The organism is Streptomyces sp. HmicA12 (assembly GCF_000373565.1).
Lineage (GTDB): Bacteria > Actinomycetota > Actinomycetes > Streptomycetales > Streptomycetaceae > Streptomyces.
Window position 1 is genome coordinate 40,085 of sequence record NZ_KB891798.1, and the last position, 18,820, is coordinate 58,904.

General features: G+C 71.5%; 12 protein-coding genes. 9 read left to right on the plus strand and 3 right to left on the minus strand.

What is annotated here, in order from left to right; translation table 11 throughout:
• Window positions 1-118: 118 nt before the first annotated feature.
• The gene (locus B072_RS42335; protein WP_086020327.1) at window positions 119-1,141 is read left to right on the plus strand and encodes a lytic polysaccharide monooxygenase auxiliary activity family 9 protein; all 1,023 of its coding nucleotides are present in this window, start codon (window positions 119-121) and stop codon (window positions 1,139-1,141) included.
• Here the strand turns inward: B072_RS42335 and B072_RS0104095 are convergent.
• On the minus strand, window positions 1,113-1,925 hold the full coding sequence (locus B072_RS0104095; protein WP_018528658.1) for an alpha/beta fold hydrolase: 813 nt from the start codon (window positions 1,923-1,925) through the stop codon (window positions 1,113-1,115). The genes B072_RS42335 and B072_RS0104095 overlap by 29 nt on opposite strands.
• Window positions 1,926-2,045: 120 nt before the next feature.
• Between B072_RS0104095 and B072_RS0104100 the strand changes: the two genes are divergently transcribed.
• From B072_RS0104100 to B072_RS0104120, 5 genes are all read left to right on the plus strand, one after another.
• Complete coding sequence (locus tag B072_RS0104100) at window positions 2,046-2,900, plus strand: helix-turn-helix domain-containing protein (protein ID WP_018528659.1); 855 nt, start codon at window positions 2,046-2,048, stop codon at window positions 2,898-2,900.
• A gap of 392 nt (window positions 2,901-3,292) precedes the next feature.
• The gene (locus B072_RS0104105) at window positions 3,293-4,789 is read left to right on the plus strand and encodes a xanthine dehydrogenase small subunit (protein WP_018528660.1); all 1,497 of its coding nucleotides are present in this window, start codon (window positions 3,293-3,295) and stop codon (window positions 4,787-4,789) included.
• Complete coding sequence (gene xdhB, locus B072_RS0104110) at window positions 4,786-7,164, plus strand: xanthine dehydrogenase molybdopterin binding subunit (protein WP_026245433.1); 2,379 nt, start codon at window positions 4,786-4,788, stop codon at window positions 7,162-7,164. The genes B072_RS0104105 and xdhB overlap by 4 nt, the downstream gene beginning before the upstream one ends.
• 1 nt (window position 7,165) lies before the next feature.
• The gene (gene xdhC, locus B072_RS0104115) at window positions 7,166-7,975 is read left to right on the plus strand and encodes a xanthine dehydrogenase accessory protein XdhC (RefSeq protein WP_018528662.1); all 810 of its coding nucleotides are present in this window, start codon (window positions 7,166-7,168) and stop codon (window positions 7,973-7,975) included.
• A gap of 254 nt (window positions 7,976-8,229) precedes the next feature.
• Window positions 8,230-9,450, plus strand: a complete 1,221-nt coding sequence (locus tag B072_RS0104120; RefSeq protein WP_018528663.1) for an MFS transporter — start codon at window positions 8,230-8,232, stop codon at window positions 9,448-9,450.
• Window positions 9,451-9,454: 4 nt separating this feature from the next.
• Here B072_RS0104120 and B072_RS0104125 read toward each other — a convergent pair whose 3' ends face one another.
• Complete coding sequence (locus tag B072_RS0104125) at window positions 9,455-9,922, minus strand: SRPBCC family protein (RefSeq protein WP_018528664.1); 468 nt, start codon at window positions 9,920-9,922, stop codon at window positions 9,455-9,457.
• Window positions 9,923-10,115: 193 nt separating this feature from the next.
• On the opposite strand from B072_RS0104125, the gene B072_RS0104130 reads away from it, so the two are divergent.
• Window positions 10,116-13,997, plus strand: coding sequence for a glycoside hydrolase family 2 TIM barrel-domain containing protein (locus B072_RS0104130; protein WP_018528665.1), 3,882 nt, complete (start codon window positions 10,116-10,118; stop codon window positions 13,995-13,997).
• Between the two features lie 71 nt (window positions 13,998-14,068).
• On the opposite strand, the gene B072_RS0104135 is transcribed toward B072_RS0104130, so the two are convergent.
• Window positions 14,069-14,665: a hypothetical protein gene (locus B072_RS0104135; RefSeq protein WP_018528666.1), complete on the minus strand. Its 597-nt coding sequence runs from the start codon at window positions 14,663-14,665 to the stop codon at window positions 14,069-14,071.
• Window positions 14,666-14,912: 247 nt separating this feature from the next.
• Between B072_RS0104135 and B072_RS0104140 the strand changes: the two genes are divergently transcribed.
• Both B072_RS0104140 and B072_RS0104145 read left to right on the plus strand, forming a co-directional pair.
• Window positions 14,913-16,493 carry an MFS transporter gene (locus tag B072_RS0104140; RefSeq protein ID WP_018528667.1) on the plus strand — a complete coding sequence of 527 codons (1,581 nt, stop codon included), beginning with the start codon at window positions 14,913-14,915 and terminating at the stop codon, window positions 16,491-16,493.
• Window positions 16,494-17,268: 775 nt separating this feature from the next.
• Window positions 17,269-18,747, plus strand: a complete 1,479-nt coding sequence (locus B072_RS0104145) for a sugar transferase (RefSeq protein ID WP_026245435.1) — start codon at window positions 17,269-17,271, stop codon at window positions 18,745-18,747.
• The last annotated feature ends 73 nt before the right edge of the window (window positions 18,748-18,820 follow it).

The window sequence follows — 18,820 nt, forward strand, 5'->3', positions numbered from 1 at the left end:
TTACGTCATGGTCAGGCGTCGCGGCATCGGACACCCGCACCGCGCGGCAACCGAAGCGGCTCCGGCGCCGACTACTCGGAGCACCGCTCATCGGAGACGTCCCGAAGGAGACATGCCCATGAATGTGCCTCGTCGTCCTGCTGTTCGTCCTGCCGTACGGCCCACTGCCCGGCGCGCCGCCGGCCTCGTCGGAGCCGCGGGTCTCGCCGTCGCCGCCGTCCTGGCCGTGCCGTCCCCGGCCGCCGCGCACGGCGTCGCCCTGATGCCCGGCTCGCGCACCTACCTCTGCTACAAGGACCTGCTCGCCAACTCCTCCACCCAGTTGCCGACCAACCCCGCCTGCAAGGCGGCCGTCCAAGCAGCGGGCACCACTCCGCTCTACAACTGGTTCGCGGTGCTCGACTCCAACGCGGGCGGCCGCGGCGAGGGATACGTCGCCGACGGCACGCTGTGCAGCGCCGGTGACCGCAGCCCGTACGACTTCTCCCCGTACGACGCGGCCCGTACCGACTGGCCCCTCACCCACCTCACCGCGGGCGCCACCCTCCAGGTCAAGTACAGCAACTGGGCCCAGCACCCCGGCAGGTTCGAGGTCTACGTCACCAAGGACGGCTTCGACCCGGAGCGGCCGCTGGGCTGGTCGGACCTGGAGAAGGTGCAGACCGTGCAGGACCCGCCGCACGACGGCGGCCCCGGCACCGAGGCGGGCCACTACTACTGGGACCTGACCCTGCCCGAACGCACCGGCCGCCACATGGTGTTCGTCCAGTGGGTCCGCTCCGACAGCCAGGAGAACTTCTTCTCCTGCTCCGACGTGGTGTTCGACGGCGGCAACGGCGAGGTCACCGGACTGACCGGCGGCGAACAGTCGGCCACCGAGGCGTCGGCCCTCGGCACGGGCGCGGCACACGGCAGCCACGCGTCGATGACGTCCGGCCCGCACCACGCGGCGAGCGCACCGAACGAGCGGCCGGACGCGGCCGGTCCGTCCCCGGCGGCCTCCGGCGCGAGCCCGGCCGGCGCACTCACCGGCGTCGGCGCGTCGGCCGCGGTACTGGCCGCGAGCACCGTCTTCTACGTACGTCACCGCAGGCGGACCGCCGAAGTACCGGTCACGCCCGGCCGGCCCGGGCCGCGGTGAACGCGAGCAGCAGCGCGGCGGTGCCCGCCGGGTCCTCCAGGATCGGCGTGTGCCCCGAACCGGGCAGCCAGTCGACGCGCGCGCCGGGGACGGCCCGGTAGTCGGCGGCGGACGCGGGCCGCCAACGGCGGTCCTGGTCACCGAAGACGACCTGCAGCGGCTTGCCGAGTTTCGCCAGCCGGTCGGGGAGCGACCCCTCGCCCAGATACGTGAGGGACGCCCGCATGGAGGCGGCGAACGCGTCGAACGTCATGGCCCGCACCTCGTCCACGAAGTCCTGCGGGATCGCGAAGCCCGGACGGAATCCGGTGCTCGCGAACGCCCGCACCAGCTCGTCCGGCGGCGGCCACTGCTCGGGCGTGATCGTCGCGGCGTCCGGCCCGACGAACGCGTCCAGGCTCGGCCCTGTGTTGACGAGAACGACGGCGCAGACGAGGTCGGGGCGGACCTCGGCGAGCGCGGTGGCGGCATAGCCGCCGCTGGAGTGCCCGACGGCCACGGCGTGCGCGACGCCGAGCCGGTCGAGGGCCGTGCCCACGGTGCGGGCCTGCTCGGCGATCGCGTAGCCGCCCTCGGCCGGAGCGGCGGAGCGGCCGTGCCCGCGCAGGTCGATCCGGATGACGCGATGGGCCGCGGTCAGCAGCGGGACCAGCGCCCGCCAGGACGTGGTCGAGGCGGCGGAACCGTGCAGGAGCAGCAGTGCGGGGGCGGCGCGCGGCCCGTCCTGCACGACGTGCAGGGGGCCGTCGGGCAGCGACAGCAGCGTGTCCTCGGTGAGTGTCAACTCGCTGTCTGAGTAAGGACGTTCGGCTGGACTGGGAAGAGGCATGGGCCCACGATCCCGGCTCGCGCATGTCGCGGTATTGGACAAATGTTCCTTGCCCGGGACTCGTAGAATCGCCGTATGCGGTCCCTCGCGAGCACGCCGGGCAGGCGGGCCGATCCGGCCGAGTGGGACGTGGCCAGGCCGTGGTGGCCGAGCCGTGTGCCCGGTGTCGACATGGCCGGGTTCGGTGTCCCCGGCACGCTCACGAGCAGCCTTCGCATAGTTCCGCACCCGGCCGTGATGCTGGCCCTGGAGTTCGGCGCGGGCGCGGCCGTCGTGCACGACGGAACCGGGACCCGGCCCGTGGGCGGTCTCGTCGCCGGACCCGGTCTCGGCGCCGGTGGCGCGGTCCGGGTGTCGGGCTCCGACGTCATGTGCCTGCAGGTGCGCCTGTCCCCGGTGGTGGCACGGGCGGCCCTCGGTGTCGGCCCGGCCGAGCTGGGCGGCGCCATGGTGAGCCTCGACGACCTGTGGGGCCGCGACGCCTCCCGGCTGCGCGAGCGCCTCGCGGAAGCCGCCTCGTGGCAGGAGCGCTTCCGGCGCGTGGACGCGTACCTCGCCCGCCGCAGCGCGGAGCGACGGCCGGTGGATCCCGAAGTGGCCCGGGCGTGGCAGCGCATCGCGGCCGGCCGCGGCCTCGTCCGCGTCGACGACCTCGCGGCCGAAGTGGGCTGGAGCCGCAGACGTCTGTGGGACCGCTTCCGGACCCAGCTCGGCATGCCGCCCAAGAGCGCGGCGAAGCTGATCCGCTTCGACCGCGCCGTGCACCGGCTGGTCGCGGGCGCCGCCCCGACCCAAGTCGCCGCGGACGGTGGGTACTTCGACCAGTCGCACCTGCACCGGGATGTGCGGTCGTTCACCGGGCTCACCCCGGCGGCCGTGGCCGCCGAGCCGTTCCTGACGGTCGACGACACCGCGTGGCCGGGCCGCTGAGAACGAGCACGACATGAGGGTCCCGTCCCGGGAACCTCTTGAACTCAGTGGCCCGCAACGGCTAACTTGCGGGAATCGTCGGCCCGGCAACACGGTTCGGCCGGACACAGGCACCAGACACAGGCGGAGGAGGCGACCACCGGATGCACACCGACTCCGACCTCGGTCGCCTTGCCGAGCGCATGGCCTGGGCCCCGGGGCAGATCGCGCACGGCTGCTGAACGCCTCCCTCTGACGTGCCCGTGCCCGCTCGTGGCACCCATGCGCTGTACCCGGCTGTGGCACGTTCCGGGATTCCCGTCACCACTCCTTTCCGGTACGCAGGTATCGCGTGCCGTGCCGCGCCCGTTCCTCTCCTCCGGCGCGCCCGAACACAGAAAGCTGCCTGAAAATTGGCGAACTCGACGAACCGACCGCCGCGGATCACCGTCAACGGGGAAGACGCGCCGATCTCACCTGCCGCCCCCCACACCACCGTCCTGGACTTTCTGCGTGAGCGGGGCCTCACCGGCACGAAGGAAGGCTGCGCCGAGGGCGAATGCGGCGCCTGCTCGGTGCTCGTGGCCCGGCCCGGCGTGAACAAGCCGACCGACTGGGTGGCCGTCAACGCCTGCCTGGTCCCGGTCGTGGCACTCGACGGCCAGGAGATCGTCACGTCCGAAGGGCTCGCCACGACCGGTGAGCCCGGCGCGCGGCCCGCACTGCACCCGGTGCAGGAGGAGATGGCCGTACGCGGCGGATCCCAGTGCGGCTACTGCACACCGGGGTTCGTGTGCAGCATGGCCGCCGAGTACTACCGGCCGGACCGCTGTGCGCACGCGGACCCGTCCTCGGCCTCGGACCCGGCCGAGCACGTCGACGCGGAGCACGGGCCGAACGGCTTCGACCTGCACGCCCTGAGCGGCAACCTGTGCCGCTGCACCGGCTACCGCCCGATCCGCGACGCCGCGTTCGCCGTCGGCGCGCCCACCGACGACGACCCGCTGGCGCGGCGCCGCGAACAGGTCCCGCCCGCACCGGTCGCCACCGTATACACCCAGGACGACCGGGCGTTCGTACGCAAGGACACCCTGGCCGAGACGCTGCGGCTCCTGCGCGAACGGCCCGACGCGATCGTCGTCGCCGGGTCCACCGACTGGGGCGTGGAGGTCAACATCCGCTCCCGGCGGGCGGATTGCGTCGTCGCCGTCGACCGGCTTCCCGAACTGCGGGAGCTGCGCGTCGCGTCCGACCACGTCGAGGTCGGCGCGGCGCTCACCCTCACCGAGATCGAACGCCGCCTCGACGGCCGAGTCCCGCTGCTGGCCGAGCTGTTCCCGCAGTTCGCGTCCCGCCTCATCCGCAACAGCGCGACCCTCGGCGGCAACCTGGGAACCGGATCGCCGATCGGTGACACGCCGCCGGTGCTGCTCGCCCTGGAGGCATCGGTTGTGCTCGCCGACGCCGACGGCGAGCGCGAGGTTCCCTTGGCGGAGTACTTCACCGGCTACCGGCAGAGCGTGCGCCGCCCCGGCGAGCTGATCCGCGCCGTCCGTGTCCCGCTGCCACTGGCACGGACCACCGCCTTCCACAAGATCGCCAAGCGGCGCTTCGACGACATCTCCAGCGTCGCCGTCGCGTTCGCCCTCGACATCGAGGACGGCACCGTGCGCACGGCGAGGATCGGCCTGGGCGGTGTCGCCGCCACCCCGATCCGCGCCCTCGCCGCCGAGGCGGCCCTGGAGGGCGAGCCCTGGTCGGCGGAGACCGTCGAGAACGCGGCCCAGGTGCTGCGCGCCCAGGGCACACCGATGGACGACCATCGCGCCAGCGCCGCGTACCGCTCCGCGATGCTCGGCCAGAGCCTGTTGAAGCTGTACGCGAAGACCACCGAGGCGGTGTCGGCATGAGCCAGTTGTCCGAGCGACCCGAGAAGCCCGTCGTCGGCGTCTCGATCCCGCACGAGAGCGCCGCCCTGCACGTCACCGGCACCGCGCTCTACACCGACGACCTGGTGCACCGCACCAAGGACGTCCTGCACGCCTACCCGGTCCAGGTGATGAAGGCCCGCGGCCGGATCACCGCGCTGCGCACCGGTCCCGCGCTCGCCGTACCCGGCGTGGTCCGCGTCCTGACCGGCGCCGACGTGCCCGGGGTCAACGACGCCGGGATGAAGCACGACGAGCCGCTCTTCCCCGACGAGGTCATGTTCCACGGCCACGCCGTCGCCTGGGTGCTCGGCGAGACCCTGGAGGCGGCCAGGATCGGCGCGGCGGCCGTCGAGGTCGACCTCGACGAACTGCCCTCCCTGGTCACGCTCGAGGAAGCGATCGAGGCCGAGAGCTTCCACGGCGCCCGGCCCGAGATGCTCACCGGCGACGTCGAGGCGGGCTTCGCCGACTCCGCGCACGTGTTCACCGGCGAGCTCCAGTTCTCCGACCAGGAGCACTTCTACCTGGAGACGCACGCGGCGCTCGCCCAGATCGACGAGGCCGGGCAGGTGTTCGTCCAGAGCAGCACCCAGCACCCCTCGGAGACCCAGGAGATCGTCGCCCACGTCCTCGGCCTGCACAGCCACGAGGTGACGGTGCAGTGCCTGCGCATGGGCGGCGCCTTCGGCGGCAAGGAGATGCAGCCGCACGGGTTCGCGGCCGTCGCCGCGCTCGGCGCCCTGCTGACGGGACGGCCGGTCCGGCTGCGGCTCAACCGGACCCAGGACCTCACCATGTCCGGCAAGCGACACGGCTTCCACGCCACCTGGAAGATCGGCTTCGACGCCGACGGGCGCATCCAGGCCCTCGACGCCACCCTCACCGCGGACGGAGGCTGGAGCCTGGATCTCTCCGAGCCGGTCGTCGCCCGTGCCCTGTGCCACATCGACAACACGTACTGGATCCCCAACGCCCGGATCGCGGGCCGCATCGCGAAGACCAACAAGGTCTCCAACACCGCCTTCCGCGGCTTCGGCGGACCCCAGGGCATGCTCGTGATCGAGGACATCATGGGCCGCTGCGCGCCCCTGCTCGGCCTCGACCCGACGGTGCTGCGCGAGCGCAACTTCTACGGCCGGGACCAGTCGACGCCGTACGGCCAGCCGGTCCTCGCGCCCCACCGGATCTCCGCCGTCTGGGAGCAGGTAAAGGAGAACGCAGGACTCGCCGACCGGCAGCGCGAGATCGCCGCCTTCAACGCGGCGCACCCGCACACCAAGCGGGCCCTCGCGCTCACCGGCATCAAGTTCGGCATCTCGTTCAACCTCACCGCCTTCAACCAGGGCGGCGCGCTCGTGCTGATCTACAAGGACGGCTCGGTCCTGATCAACCACGGCGGCACCGAGATGGGCCAGGGACTGCACACCAAGATGCTGCAGGTGGCCGCGACCACGCTCGGCATCCCGCTGCACAAGGTCCGGCTCGCCCCGACGCGCACCGACAAGGTTCCCAACACCTCCGCGACCGCCGCCAGCGCGGGCACGGACCTCAACGGGGCCGCCATCAAGAACGCCTGCGAGCAACTGCGCGAGCGGCTGCTGCAGGTCGCCGCCACCCAGCTGGGCTCGAACGCCTCGGACGTACGCATCGTCGAGGGCGTCGCGCGCTCGCTCGGCAGCGACACGGAACTGGCCTGGGACGACCTGGTGCGCAGCGCGTACGTCCAGCGGGTCCAGCTCTCCGCGGCCGGCTTCTACCGCACCGAGGGCCTGCACTGGGACGCCAAGACGTTCACCGGCTCGCCGTTCAAGTACTTCGCCCACGGCGCCGCCGCGGCCGAGGTGGAGGTCGACGGCTTCACCGGGGCCTACCGGATCCGGCGCGTGGACATCGTGCACGACGTCGGCGACAGCCTCTCCCCGATGATCGACATCGGTCAGATCGAGGGCGGCTTCGTGCAGGGCGCGGGCTGGCTGACCCTGGAGGACATGCGCTGGGACGCCGGAGACGGACCGCACCGCGGCCGACTCCTCACGCAGGCCGCCAGCACGTACAAGCTGCCGAGCTTCTCGGAGATGCCGGAGGAGTTCCACGTCACGCTGCTGGAGAACGCCGCCGAAGAGGGCGCCGTGTACGGCTCCAAGGCGGTGGGGGAGCCACCCCTGATGCTCGCGTTCTGCGTGCGGGAAGCGCTGCGCCAGGCAGCGGCGGCGTTCGGACCGGGCGGCGTCGGCATCGAGCTGGCCTCGCCCGCGACCCCGGAGGCCGTGTACTGGGCGGTCCAGGCGGCCCGCGACGGGCAGCCCGCGCAGGCCGCCGCCCGCACCGGCACGGCCGTGCTGAGCGGTGGCTGACATGACGTGGCTGGCCGCGGCCGCACGGTTGCGCGCACGCCGGGAGCCCGGCGTGCTCGTCACCGTCGCGACCGCGCGCGGCCACGCCCCGCGCGCGGCGGGCGCCAAACTCGTCGTGGCGCGGAGCGGGACCTGGGGCTCGATCGGCGGCGGCAACGTCGAGGCCGTCGCCATCGACCGGGCCCGCGAGCTGATCGAGGCGGCCACGTCCGAGCCGGAGCTGATCGACTTCGCCCTGAACGACAAGGTCACCAACCGGCACGGCGTGCAGTGCTGCGGCGGCACGGTCTCCGTCCTGCTCGAACCCCTGCCGGTGGTGGGCGCGGTCGCGATCTTCGGCGCCGGGCACGTCGGCCTCGAACTGGCCCGCATCCTGGCCCGCCAGGACCTCGACCTCCACCTCGTCGACACGCGGGCCGACATGCTGACCGAGGAACGCCTCGGCGTCCTGGCCGACGCGGTGGCCCAGGTCCACGTCCACCACACACCGCTGCTGCCCGAGGAGGTCCTGGAGCAACTGCCGCGAGGCGCCCATGTGCTGATCATGACCCATGACCACGCCGAGGACGCGGCCCTGTGCGACGCGGCTCTGCGCACCGATCACCTCGGCTCGATCGGCCTGATCGGGTCCGCGGCCAAGTGGGCACGCTTCCGCAAGCGCCTCGCCACCGAGGGAGGCCACGACGAGGCGACCATCGACCGGATCACGACCCCGATCGGACTGCCCGACATCACCGGCAAGGAACCGGCGACGATCGCCGTGAGCGTCGCCGCCGATCTGCTGCGCACCTTCCAGACCGAGCTGTACTGAACGGAGAGCCACTGAGTGGAGATGTGGCGATACGGCCCCTCGGCATGACATAGATCACGAAGACACGGGTCCGATCCCGGAATGCCCGGCCCCGCACCGCGGCTGCAGTGCAGGTGGGCTTGCCCCGATCAGGGGTCGCGTGGGGCAATGGCGCCCGGCGCGAGGCCGCGGGGGCGCGACGACGTACCCCGGCCCGCTCTCCGCCGCTCGCCCGTCGTTCCGGGACCGCTGTCTTCGAAAGGTTCTCCCGCACCATGCCGCTGGCCCTGTTGGCCCTGGCCGTTGTCGCGTTCGGCATCGGCACGACCGAGTTCGCCACGATGGGGCTGCTGCCCCAGATCGCCGACGGGATCGACGTGTCCGTGCCCCACGCGGGCAACCTCGTCTCGGCGTACGCGCTCGGCGTCGTCGTCGGAGCCCCTCTGCTGACCGGCATCGGCGCGCGCGTCCCGCACAAGCGGCTGCTGCTGCTCCTGACCGGCCTCTTCGTCGTCGGCAACGCCGCGTCCGCGCTCGCCCCCGGCTTCGGCTCGCTCTTCGCCGCCCGGTTCCTCGCGGGGCTGCCGCACGGCGCCCTGTTCGGCGTGGGCGCGGTCGTCGCCTCCCGGCTGGTCGCGCCCGACCGGGCGGCGCGGGCCGTGTCGAAGATGTTCCTCGGGCTGACCGTCGCGAACATCGTCGGCGTGCCGGCCGGTACCGCACTGGGGCAGCAGCTCGGCTGGCGGGCCGCCTACTGGGCCGTCGCCGGCATCGGACTCGTCGCCCTCGCCGCGCTCGCGATCTTCGTGCCGCACCAGCCGCGCGGCGAACAGTCCGGCATCCGGCACGAGCTCCGCGCGATGGGCAACAAGCAGGTCGCGCTCGGCCTCGCCACGGCCGTCGTCGGGTTCGGCGGCTTCTTCGCCGTCTACAGCTACCTGGTGCCGATGCTCACGCACCTCACCGGCATCTCCGACTCCTCCACCACCCTCGTGCTCGCCCTGTACGGCGTCGGCATGACGGCCGGCACGCTGCTCGCTGGCCCGCTCACCGACCGCGCCCTGCGGCCGACCCTGTACGGCGGCCTGGCGCTGCTCGCCGCCGCACTGGTGACGTTCTACTTCACCGTCCACAGCACGGTGCCCGCACTGCTGACGATCACCTTCATCGGCGCGATGGGCTCCCTCATCACCACGCCGGTCCAGATGCTGCTCATGGCCAAGGCGAAGAACGCCCCCACCATGGCCGCCGCCTCCAACCACTCGGCGTTCAACCTGGCCAACGCGGGCGGCGCCTGGATCGGCGGCCTCGTCATCACGGCCGGCTGGGGCTGGGCCGCCCCGAACCTCGCCGGAGCGGTGCTCGCCCTCGCGGGCCTGGCACTCGCCGTCGTGGCCGGCCTGACGGACCGCGGCAGCGACCGCTCCGAGGTGGCCGCCGTCTCCCGCGCCGAGACCGCCGGCCAGGCCGAGGAGGCCACGGCCCCGCAGGGCTGACGGCTCAGGTCCGGCGGGAGCCCGGGGCCAGCCGGTCCGCGAGAATCCGGGCCCGCTCCCGCTGCACCGCCCCGGCCCGAGAGGCCGCGAAGCGGAGCAGGCCCGGAGGCGTGCGCAGGCGCAGCGTGTCGGTGACGACGCTGCCGTCCTCGTGACCGGCGATGGCGAAGCGATAGCTCATGCGAACCCGGCCGGGGCTGCGGACCTCACCGGAGATCTCCGCGGCCCCGGGGAGACCGTCCGCCAGCGGCACCAGCGTGACGTCGATGACGTTGTCGTGCCGCAGAACCCTCAGGAACCGGAACCGCTCGACCGCCGTGTAGCGCACGCTTCCCCCGCTCTCGCGGACGTCCCGCACGGCGACGACCAACGGCGACAGACCGACGTAGTGCGCCGGATCCGCCAGGTGTGAGAAGACCTCCCGGGGCGGCGCGGCGACGCGGAACGTGTGCTGCAACTCGGCTGACGGCACCAGGGATCTCCTTCGTGGCAGGGGGACGCGGTCCACAGTGACGGACGCCCCGCCACCGCGTCAGCGCTCAGGAAGCCACAAGATCTGACGTCGATATTGTCTCGGTTGTGTTCTCTTTCTAGGGTGGGCGCGGCTCAACAGGCGTTCCTGGCCTCACCAGTTGCATGTCCCCGCACCTGTGGAAGGACACAGCATGCCGCACCCGCACAGCATGTACGTCAGCCGTCGCCGTCTCCTGGAGGCGGGCGCCGCCGTACTCGGAGCGCTGGCCCTGCCCACCGCGCTGCCCACCGCCCGGGCGTTCGGCGCCACGGCCGACGTCACCGCCGACGGCGACGAGTGGAACGGGCACATCGACCTCTTCCGGCTCGGCACCGAACCGGCCCACACCACCCTCATGCCGTACGAGAGCGTCGCCCAGGCGCTCGCCGCCGACCGCACCAGATCCCCGTACCGGCAAAGCCTCGACGGCGACTGGAAGTTCGCGTACGTGGACCGGCCCGCCGACAAGCTCGACGACTTCCACCGCACCGATCTCGACGACTCCGGCTGGCAGACCGTCCCGGTCCCGTCGGCCTGGCAGCTGCAGGGCTACGACACCCCGATCTACATCAACATCACCTATCCGTGGTGGGGCCCCAACGGACTCGGCGAGGACGCCCAGCCGCCCGCCGCGCCGACCCGCTACAACCCCGTCGGCCAGTACCGGCGGACCTTCACCGTGCCGAAGGGCTGGGCCGACCGGCGGACCTTCCTGCACTTCGAGGGCGTGAAGGCGGCCCACTACGTATGGATCAACGGCCGGTTGGCCGGGTACCACGAGGACTCGTACACCCCCGCCGAGTACGACATCACCCCGTACCTGAAGGACGGCACCAACCAGATCGCCGTCGAGGTCTACCGCTACTCCGACGGCGACTGGCTGCAGGACCAGGACATGATCCGCCTCAGCGGCATCTTCCGCTCGGTGTACCTGTTCTCGACGCCGACCGTCCACGTGCGCGACTTCAAGATCGAGACCCCGCTCGGCGACGGCCACACGTCGGCGGAGCTGTCGGTCACGGCGAACGTGCGCGACTACGGGGGCGACGCCGACGGCGCGACATACACGGTCGAGACCCAGCTGTACGACGCCGCGGGGCACGCCGTCTGGTCCCGGCCGCTCACCCGGTCCGCCGCCCTCACCGACTCCGAGGTGAGCGTCCAGGCCGCCCAGTCCGTTCCCTCCCCTCGTCTTTGGTCCGCCGAGAACCCGTACCTCTACACCGCGGTCCTCCGCCTCCGCGACCCGTCGGGGAAGGTCGTCGAGACGCTCTCGCACCGCGTCGGCCTGCGCGAGTTCGCGCTCACCGACGGCCTGATGCGGATCAACGGACAGCCCGTCTCCCTGCGCGGCACCAACCGCCACGAGATGCACCCCGTCCGCGGCTCGGCCCTCAGCCGCGACGACCTGATCGAGGACATCAGGATCATCAAGCGGCTGAACATCAACTCCGTCCGCACCTCGCACTACCCCAACAACCCGCTCTGGCTCGAACTCGCCGACGAATACGGCCTCTACCTGGTCGGCGAGACGAACCTGGAGACCCACGGGGTGCGCGACGAGTTCCCGACCAGCCACGCCGACTGGACCAAGGCATGCGTGGACCGCGCACAGAACATGGTCCACCGCGACAAGAACCACGCGTCGGCCGTCCTCTGGTCGCTCGGCAACGAGGCGGGCAGCGGCTCCGCCTTCGAGGCCATGTACGACTGGATCCACGGCTACGACCGGACCCGCGTCATCCACTACGAGGGCGACGACGGGCCGGGCACCAGCGACATCCGGTCCAAGATGTACGAGTCGCCGAGCAAGGTGGAGGCCCGGGCGAAGGACACCACCGACACCCGCCCGTACGTGATGGTCGAGTACGCCCACTCGATGGGGAACTCGACCGGAAACCTCAAGGAGTACTGGGACGTCGTCCGCCGCCACGACGTCCTTCAGGGCGGCTGGATCTGGGATTTCGTCGACCAGGCCCTCGACTGGCCGGCCCCCGCGCGTTCGCTGCTGACCGAGACCGGACCCGTGCGGCTGAAGGGCGAGGTCATCAATCCCTCCGGCTCGTTCAGCCGCGAGAAGGGGGTGAGCGGGGCGACGGTCTTCGCCCGGGACGAGCGACTCGACCTGCGCGACTCGTTCACCCTGGAGGCCTGGCTGACCCCCCACGTGCGCGGGTACCACCAGCCGATACTGGCCAAGGGCGACACCCACTACGCCCTGAAGCAGAGCGACAAGAACCTCGAGTTCTACTTCTACGCGGACGGTCAGTGGATCACCGCGTCCTGGACCACCCCGGACGACGGCTGGACGGGCCAGGAGCACCACGTCGCGGGCGTCTTCGACGCGGACGCGGGGAAGCTGACCCTGTACGTCGACGGCGAGGCGAAGGCGACCAAGGCCACCACCCGCACACCGACCCCGAACACCGCGCCCCTGTCCCTCGGCGGTGAAGTCGACAACCAGACAAGGGAGTTCAGCGGCACGATCCGCCGGGCCCGGGTGTACGCCCGCCCCCTCAGCGCGGGGGAGCTCGCCGACGACGGGCGGGGCCCGGACGGTGACGGCGTGCGCTTCTGGTTCGACGCGCGCACGGCCGGACACGAGGCGAAGAAGGCCGGGGCGAAGACCTTCTTCGCGTACGGCGGCGACTGGGGCGACAACCCCAACGACGGCGCCTTCAGCGGCGACGGCATCGTCCTGCCCGACCGTCGACACACCGGGAAGGCCGCCGAGGTCAAGCGGATCTACCAGAGCATCGGCGTGACGCGGAAGGACGGCGGCGGCCCCGGCGACATCACCCTCACCAACGAGAACCTCTTCACCAATCTCCGTGCATGGCAGGGGAGTTGGGAGCTGGCGGTCGACGGACGGGTGACGGGGCGCGGCAGACTCAGCCGAGAACAGCTCGACGTGGCCCCGCTGAGCAGCAAGGACATCACGCTCCCGGTGCGGCTGCCCGCCGACCCGGCACCCGGCTCCGAGTACTTCCTCCAGCTCTCCTTCACCACCCGGGAGCGGACCCCCTGGGCGGACGCGGGCTTCGAGGTGGCCCGCGTGCAACTGCCCCTCGACGCGAAGAGCCCCGCGATCGAACCCGTACCGCTCGCGGACGTCCCGACCCTGTCGTACGAGGACGGGGACGAGGCCGTCACCGTCACGGGCGACGACCTCGAGGTCGTCGTCGACAAGTCGACCGGGCTCATCACGACGTTCGAAGCACACGGCACGAAGCTGCTCGTCTCGGGGGCCGTCCCCAACTTCTGGCGCGCCCCGACCGACAACGACCGCGGCAACGGCCAGCACACCCGCAACCAGACCTGGCGCGACGCGGGCGCGCGCCGGAAGGTCACCGGTGTCGATGTGCGCGCACTCGGCGACCGGGCGGTCGAGATCACGGTCAAGGGCACCCTGCCCACGGCCACCGAGTCGACGTACAGCACGACCTACACCGTCTTCGGCAACGGCGAGATCAAGGTCGGCAACACCCTGCACCCGGGCGCCTCCAACCTCCCCTACCTCCCCGAGGTCGGCACGATCCTCCACCTCCCCGCGGCCCTCGAGCGACTCGACTACTACGGCCGCGGTCCTGAGGAGAACCACTGGGACCGCAACGACGGTACGGACGTGGGGCGTTGGGGCTCCGCCGTCAGTGACCAGTGGACCCCGTACCTGCGCCCGCAGGAGAACGGCAACAAGACGGAGGTGCGCTGGGCCGCGCTCACCGACCGGCGTGGCCGCGGCCTCCTGGTGTGGGGCGACAAGCTCCTGGAGGTCAACGCCTCGCACGTCACCCCGGAGGACCTGTCCGTCGGCGCGCGCCACGACTACCAGCTCACCCCGCGCGACGAGGTGGTCCTGCGCGTCAACCACCGGCAGATGGGCGTCGGCGGCGACGACAGCTGGGGAGCCCAGACGCACGACGCGTACAAACTGCTCGCCGACCGGGACTACGCCTACACCTATCGGCTGCGGTTGATCACGGACGTCGACCGGGCGACATGGCTGTCGAGGCGGCCGACGGCGGGGGAGTAGCCGAGATCCCTCACCGGCCGGCCGGGCCGGTGGTCGCGCGCACGACAGCGGCCATCGGCCCGGTCCGTCGTTCAGCCCGCGACGAGGGTGGTCACCTCGACCAGCGCGGGCCGCGCGGGAGTCGACCCGAAGCCGAACCGGACCGGCGGGGTGACGTCCGCGAGGGGGCCCAGATCGCGACCCTCCAGGCGCGCGGACGCGGCAGTCACCACACGCTCGTCCAGCGCGCAGTAGAACTCCCGGCGCCCGCCTCCCGCACTGCCGACGGTGCGCACGCCGCGACGGGCCAGCCGCGCGACGGGGTCGGTCACGCGACACCACCCCGGCGTTCTCGCCAGCCTCCGGGGGACGAGGGCGAGCAGCAGCCCCGCGCCCGTGCGCCGGCCTACGGTCAGCGAAACATCCACCGAGGGGGCCCGGACCGTGAGGTGACGGGGCCCGTCACGGACGAGCGCGACCGGCTCCACACGCACCTCGTCGAAGGTGTACGTGGCCGCGATGTAGTCGGCTACGGGCCGGGACGGAGCGATCAGGACGCGGTGCCCGTCGGGCCGCTCGACCATCACGTCGGTCACCGGCCCGAACGGCGTGGCCGCCCACATGCCGATGACGATCCGCACTCCTGACCGGGTGCCGACCCCGGCGATCGCACCGTCGAATCTGTCCACGCCGCCCAGCCTAGGCTCCCGGGCCACCGGAGCGCCGCATCGAATTCCCTGGAGAAGCGATCGCAAACAGATCGTTCCGTTTGATCTACGTCACGGCGAGCGAGGGCCTGTGAGCTGCATGAAGGCCGCGAGCAGGGGGCAGACGGGCTTGCCTGAAGGTGTTTGCCTTCCTGTTCGGAGGGTGGCGCGTTCCGGGACGACCGGGCGTGTCCCGTCCGGAGGGAAGCCGGAGGAAGGAACCCCGTCCGTGAGCGCGGAGACGACGCAGGCGGCAAGTGAAGTCGAGCCGGAATGGAATCCGGAGGCGGTGCGCCGCCACCGTGGCCTGTTCCGGGTGATCGAGCGACGGCGCAGCCCCAAGCTGCGGCGCAGCGACATCACGGTGACCGAGGAGACGGCGGTGCGGCGCGCGGTGAAGGCCGCGATGCTCGGCAACGCCATGGAGTGGTTCGACTTCGGCATCTACTCCTACATGGCCGTCACCCTGGGCCAGGTGTTCTTCCCGTCGGGCAACCCGACGGCCCAGACCCTCGCCTCCTTCGGCGCCTTCGCCGCGGCGTTCCTGCTGCGGCCGATCGGCGGGTTCGTCTTCGGGCCGCTCGGTGACCGCATCGGCCGCAAGAAGGTCCTGTCCCTCACCATGATCATGATGGCGCTCGGCACCTTCGGCATCGGCCTGGTGCCCTCGTACGCCGCCATCGGCATCTGGGCACCGGTCCTGCTGCTCCTCTTCCGTGTGGTCCAGGGCTTCTCGACCGGCGGTGAGTACGGCGGCGCCGCCACCTTCATCGCCGAGTACGCGCCCGACAAGAGGCGCGGCTTCTTCGGCAGCTACCTGGAGTTCGGCACGCTCGCCGGATACGTGGGCGCGGCCGGACTCGTCACCGTCCTGACGACGCTCCTGGACGACGGCGCCATGCTGTCCTGGGGCTGGCGCGTGCCGTTCCTCGTCGCCGGTCCGCTCGGCCTGATCGGGATGTACATGCGGCTGAAGCTGGAGGACACCCCGGCCTTCCAGGAGCTGGAGCGCGAGAAGGAGCGCGGTACCGAGCGCCCGAAGTTCCGCTTCGGCCCGTTCTTCCGCGACCACTGGCGCGCGCTGCTGCTGTGCATGATCCTCGTCGCCGCCTACGACATCGCCGACTACGGCCTGCTGTCGTACATGCCGACGTACCTCACCGACGAGCTGAAGTACGGCTCCACCGCCGGTCTCGTGGCCATCGTCGTCGTCATGGTCGCCCTGATGTGCCTCGTGCACCCGCTCGGTGCCCTCTCCGACCGGGTCGGCCGCAAGCCCGTCCTGCTCACCGGCATGATCGGGTTCGTCGTGCTGACCCTGCCGGCGTTCCTGCTGCTGCGCGCCGGCGGACACGTCGCCATCTACGCCGGTCTGCTGCTGCTCGGCCTGTGCCTGCTGACGTTCCTCGCGACGATGTCGGCCGTGCTGCCGGCGCTGTTCCCGACCGAGGTGCGCTACTCGGCGCTCGCGATCTCCTTCAACGTCGCGGGCTCGATCTTCGGCGGTACCACGCCGCTGGTGATGGAGGGCCTGACCAGTGCGACCGGCAACAGCCTCATGCCGGCGTTCTACATCATGCTGGCGGCCGTGGTCGGCGCGGTCGCGGTCCTGTTCATGAAGGAGACCGCACGGCAGCCGCTGGCCGGTTCCCCGCCCTCCGTCTCCACGCCCGAGGAGGCCGCCGCGATGGTCGCCGCCCAGTACCCGCGGGGCCCCCTCTCGCAGATCCCGGCCGTCGACGTCCCCGACACCCCGGCCGGTGCGGAGACCGGCACTCCGGAACCCGCCGTCGGTGCCACCGCCGCCTGAGCGGCACCCGCATTCGTCGTATTGCTCCACCCCCGCCCTCTCCCGATACTTCCATCGGGGGAGGGCGGGCCGTTTGGCCGCCCAGTGGCCGGTGCCCGCTCCCCGGCAGGGGGTGGGACATGGGCGGTCACAGCGACAGCGCGCTCGGGGGAACGGCTGTGGCGCGAGGGGCAGGCGCGCGGGAAAACTTGAGTGCGCCGGTGCACACCGGCGCAGCGAGAGGAGCGGATGACCTGCGCGCACGCCAGGTGATCTCCGCGTGGAGGCCCGTGGAACGGCCGGTGTCCACAGCCCGACATGTGCCCGTCGTCGCAGGCCAGGGCCAACTCGCAATGATCTGGCCATCCTTGAGCGGCACGTGGTCTGTGGTTTGAGCTTCAAATCTTGAGCACAAATTACACACATGCCTCTCTCCAGCTGGGTTCCAATGGTCTAGATTGACCGTGCCTCACATGCAGGACACGGGGCGACAAATGATGATCTATAGGACCGTCATCACAACCGGTGAGCAGCTGCGACTGCCCCGCCGGACGTGGGACAGACCAGGTCCGGGGGGCCCGAGAGGGAGCGCTGGGTGCGGGGAGCACCCGAGGCTTCGGAAGGGCTCGTCAGATCTCATCGACGGGAGGCGGGGGCCTCCCGGGGGGAAGGGCAGCGCGGCGAGGGAGGCGGGGGCCTCCTGGGGGAGCAACAGTGCGGGAGACGGGGGTCTCCCGGGGGAGGGGCAGGCGGTGTCAGGCGACCACGTCGTTTCACTGGGGACCGGGGGGGTTCTGTGCGGCAGGGGGGATTAGTCGGCCCTTTTCCGTCGGCGCGCGGGCGTCTGGCGGACGGGTCGATCAGCCGAATAGCGATCGACTGGGAACAGCGGTACCGGCGTACCGTGATCACCAGCGACACCGTGGCCACCGCTCTCGTGGTGGCGGGAATAGGCAACTTCTTCGGCGTTCGGGACGCGGCCAACTGGCACGAGAAGTGGGGGATCCTCGCCTTCGGTACCGAACTGCTGGTGCTGGGCGCGCTCGCGGTGAGCCGTTCGTGGGCCCCGGCCGTACTCGGCCAGGGCGCCGAGGAGTTCCGCCGGCTCGGCCGGTCCCTGTTCACGGCGACCGTCGTCCTGGCACTCGGCGGGATCGCCCTCACCTCGCGCAACATCAAGCTCTGGATCTTCGTCGCGATACCGGCGATAGCCGTCGTCACCATGACCGAGCGGTACCTGCTCCGCCTCTGGCTGCACAAACAGCGCAAGGACGGGCGGTGCCTGCGCCCGGTGCTCGCCGCCGGGAGCCCTGCGACCGTGCGCGACCTGATCAACCGGACGCGCAAGTTCCCGCACCTCGGCTGGCGCGTGGACGCGGTGTGCACGACGGACGGACTCGGGCCGGACGGTGACCACTTGGACGGCGTGCCGGTGGTCGGCCCGCTGGCGGACGTCGCCAACCACGTCCGCCGCGACGGCTACCGCGTCGTCGCCGTCACCCCGGACCCGCACTGGTCACCGGACCGGTTGCAGCGCCTCGCCTGGAACCTCGAGGGCAGCGACGCCGAGATGGTCGTGGCCCCCGTACTGATGGAGGTGGCCGGACCGCGGCTGCACGTCGACGCGGTGCTCGGCATCCCGCTGCTGCGGGTCAGCATGCCGACCTTCACCGGGGGACGCCGGGCGATCAAGGGGATCGTCGACCGGATGGGCGCGGCGATCCTGCTGATGCTCTTCGCACCGCTGATGGTGCTCGTCGGGGTGCTCGTCCTCGCGGACAGCCGGGGCGGGGCCTTCTACCGCCAGCGCAGAGTCGGCAAGGACGGCCGCGAGTTCACCATTCTGAAGTTCCGCACCATGGTCACCGGGGCGCACAAGGCCCGTGCCGAGCTGGCCGGCCTCAACGAGGGTGCGGGGCTGCTGTTCAAGGTCCGCCGGGACCCGCGGGTGACCCGGGTGGGAGCCGTACTGCGCCGGTACTCGCTCGACGAACTGCCGCAGTTGTTCAACGTACTTGGCGGATCGATGTCGCTCGTCGGCCCGCGGCCACCGTTGCCGGAGGAGTCCGCGGCGTACGGCCCGGACATACGACGGCGTCTCCTGGTCAAGCCAGGACTCACCGGCCTGTGGCAGATCAGCGGCCGCAGCGACCTGCCGTGGGAAGAGGCGGTCCGTCTCGACCTGCGCTACGTCGAGGACTGGTCGCTCGCCCTTGACACGGTGATCTTGTGGAAGACGCTGCGTGCGGTGCTCCACGGCCAGGGAGCCTACTGACGCAGGGGGGTGCGCGGCGGTCGTACGGCCGTCGCGCGGACTGCGGGCCCACAGGGGTCCGCATTGGGGGGAA

What these genes read in the sequence shown, in the direction of transcription:
- xdhC (WP_018528662.1), top strand. Translation starts at nt 7,166, where the DNA reads ATGACGTGGCTGGCCGCGGCCGCACGGTTGCGCGCACGCCGGGAGCCC.
- B072_RS0104130 (WP_018528665.1), top strand. Translation starts at nt 10,116, where the DNA reads ATGCCGCACCCGCACAGCATGTACGTCAGCCGTCGCCGTCTCCTGGAG.
- B072_RS42335 (WP_086020327.1), top strand. Translation starts at nt 119, where the DNA reads ATGAATGTGCCTCGTCGTCCTGCTGTTCGTCCTGCCGTACGGCCCACT.
- xdhB (WP_026245433.1), top strand. Translation starts at nt 4,786, where the DNA reads ATGAGCCAGTTGTCCGAGCGACCCGAGAAGCCCGTCGTCGGCGTCTCG.
- B072_RS0104100 (WP_018528659.1), top strand. Translation starts at nt 2,046, where the DNA reads ATGCGGTCCCTCGCGAGCACGCCGGGCAGGCGGGCCGATCCGGCCGAG.
- B072_RS0104120 (WP_018528663.1), top strand. Translation starts at nt 8,230, where the DNA reads ATGCCGCTGGCCCTGTTGGCCCTGGCCGTTGTCGCGTTCGGCATCGGC.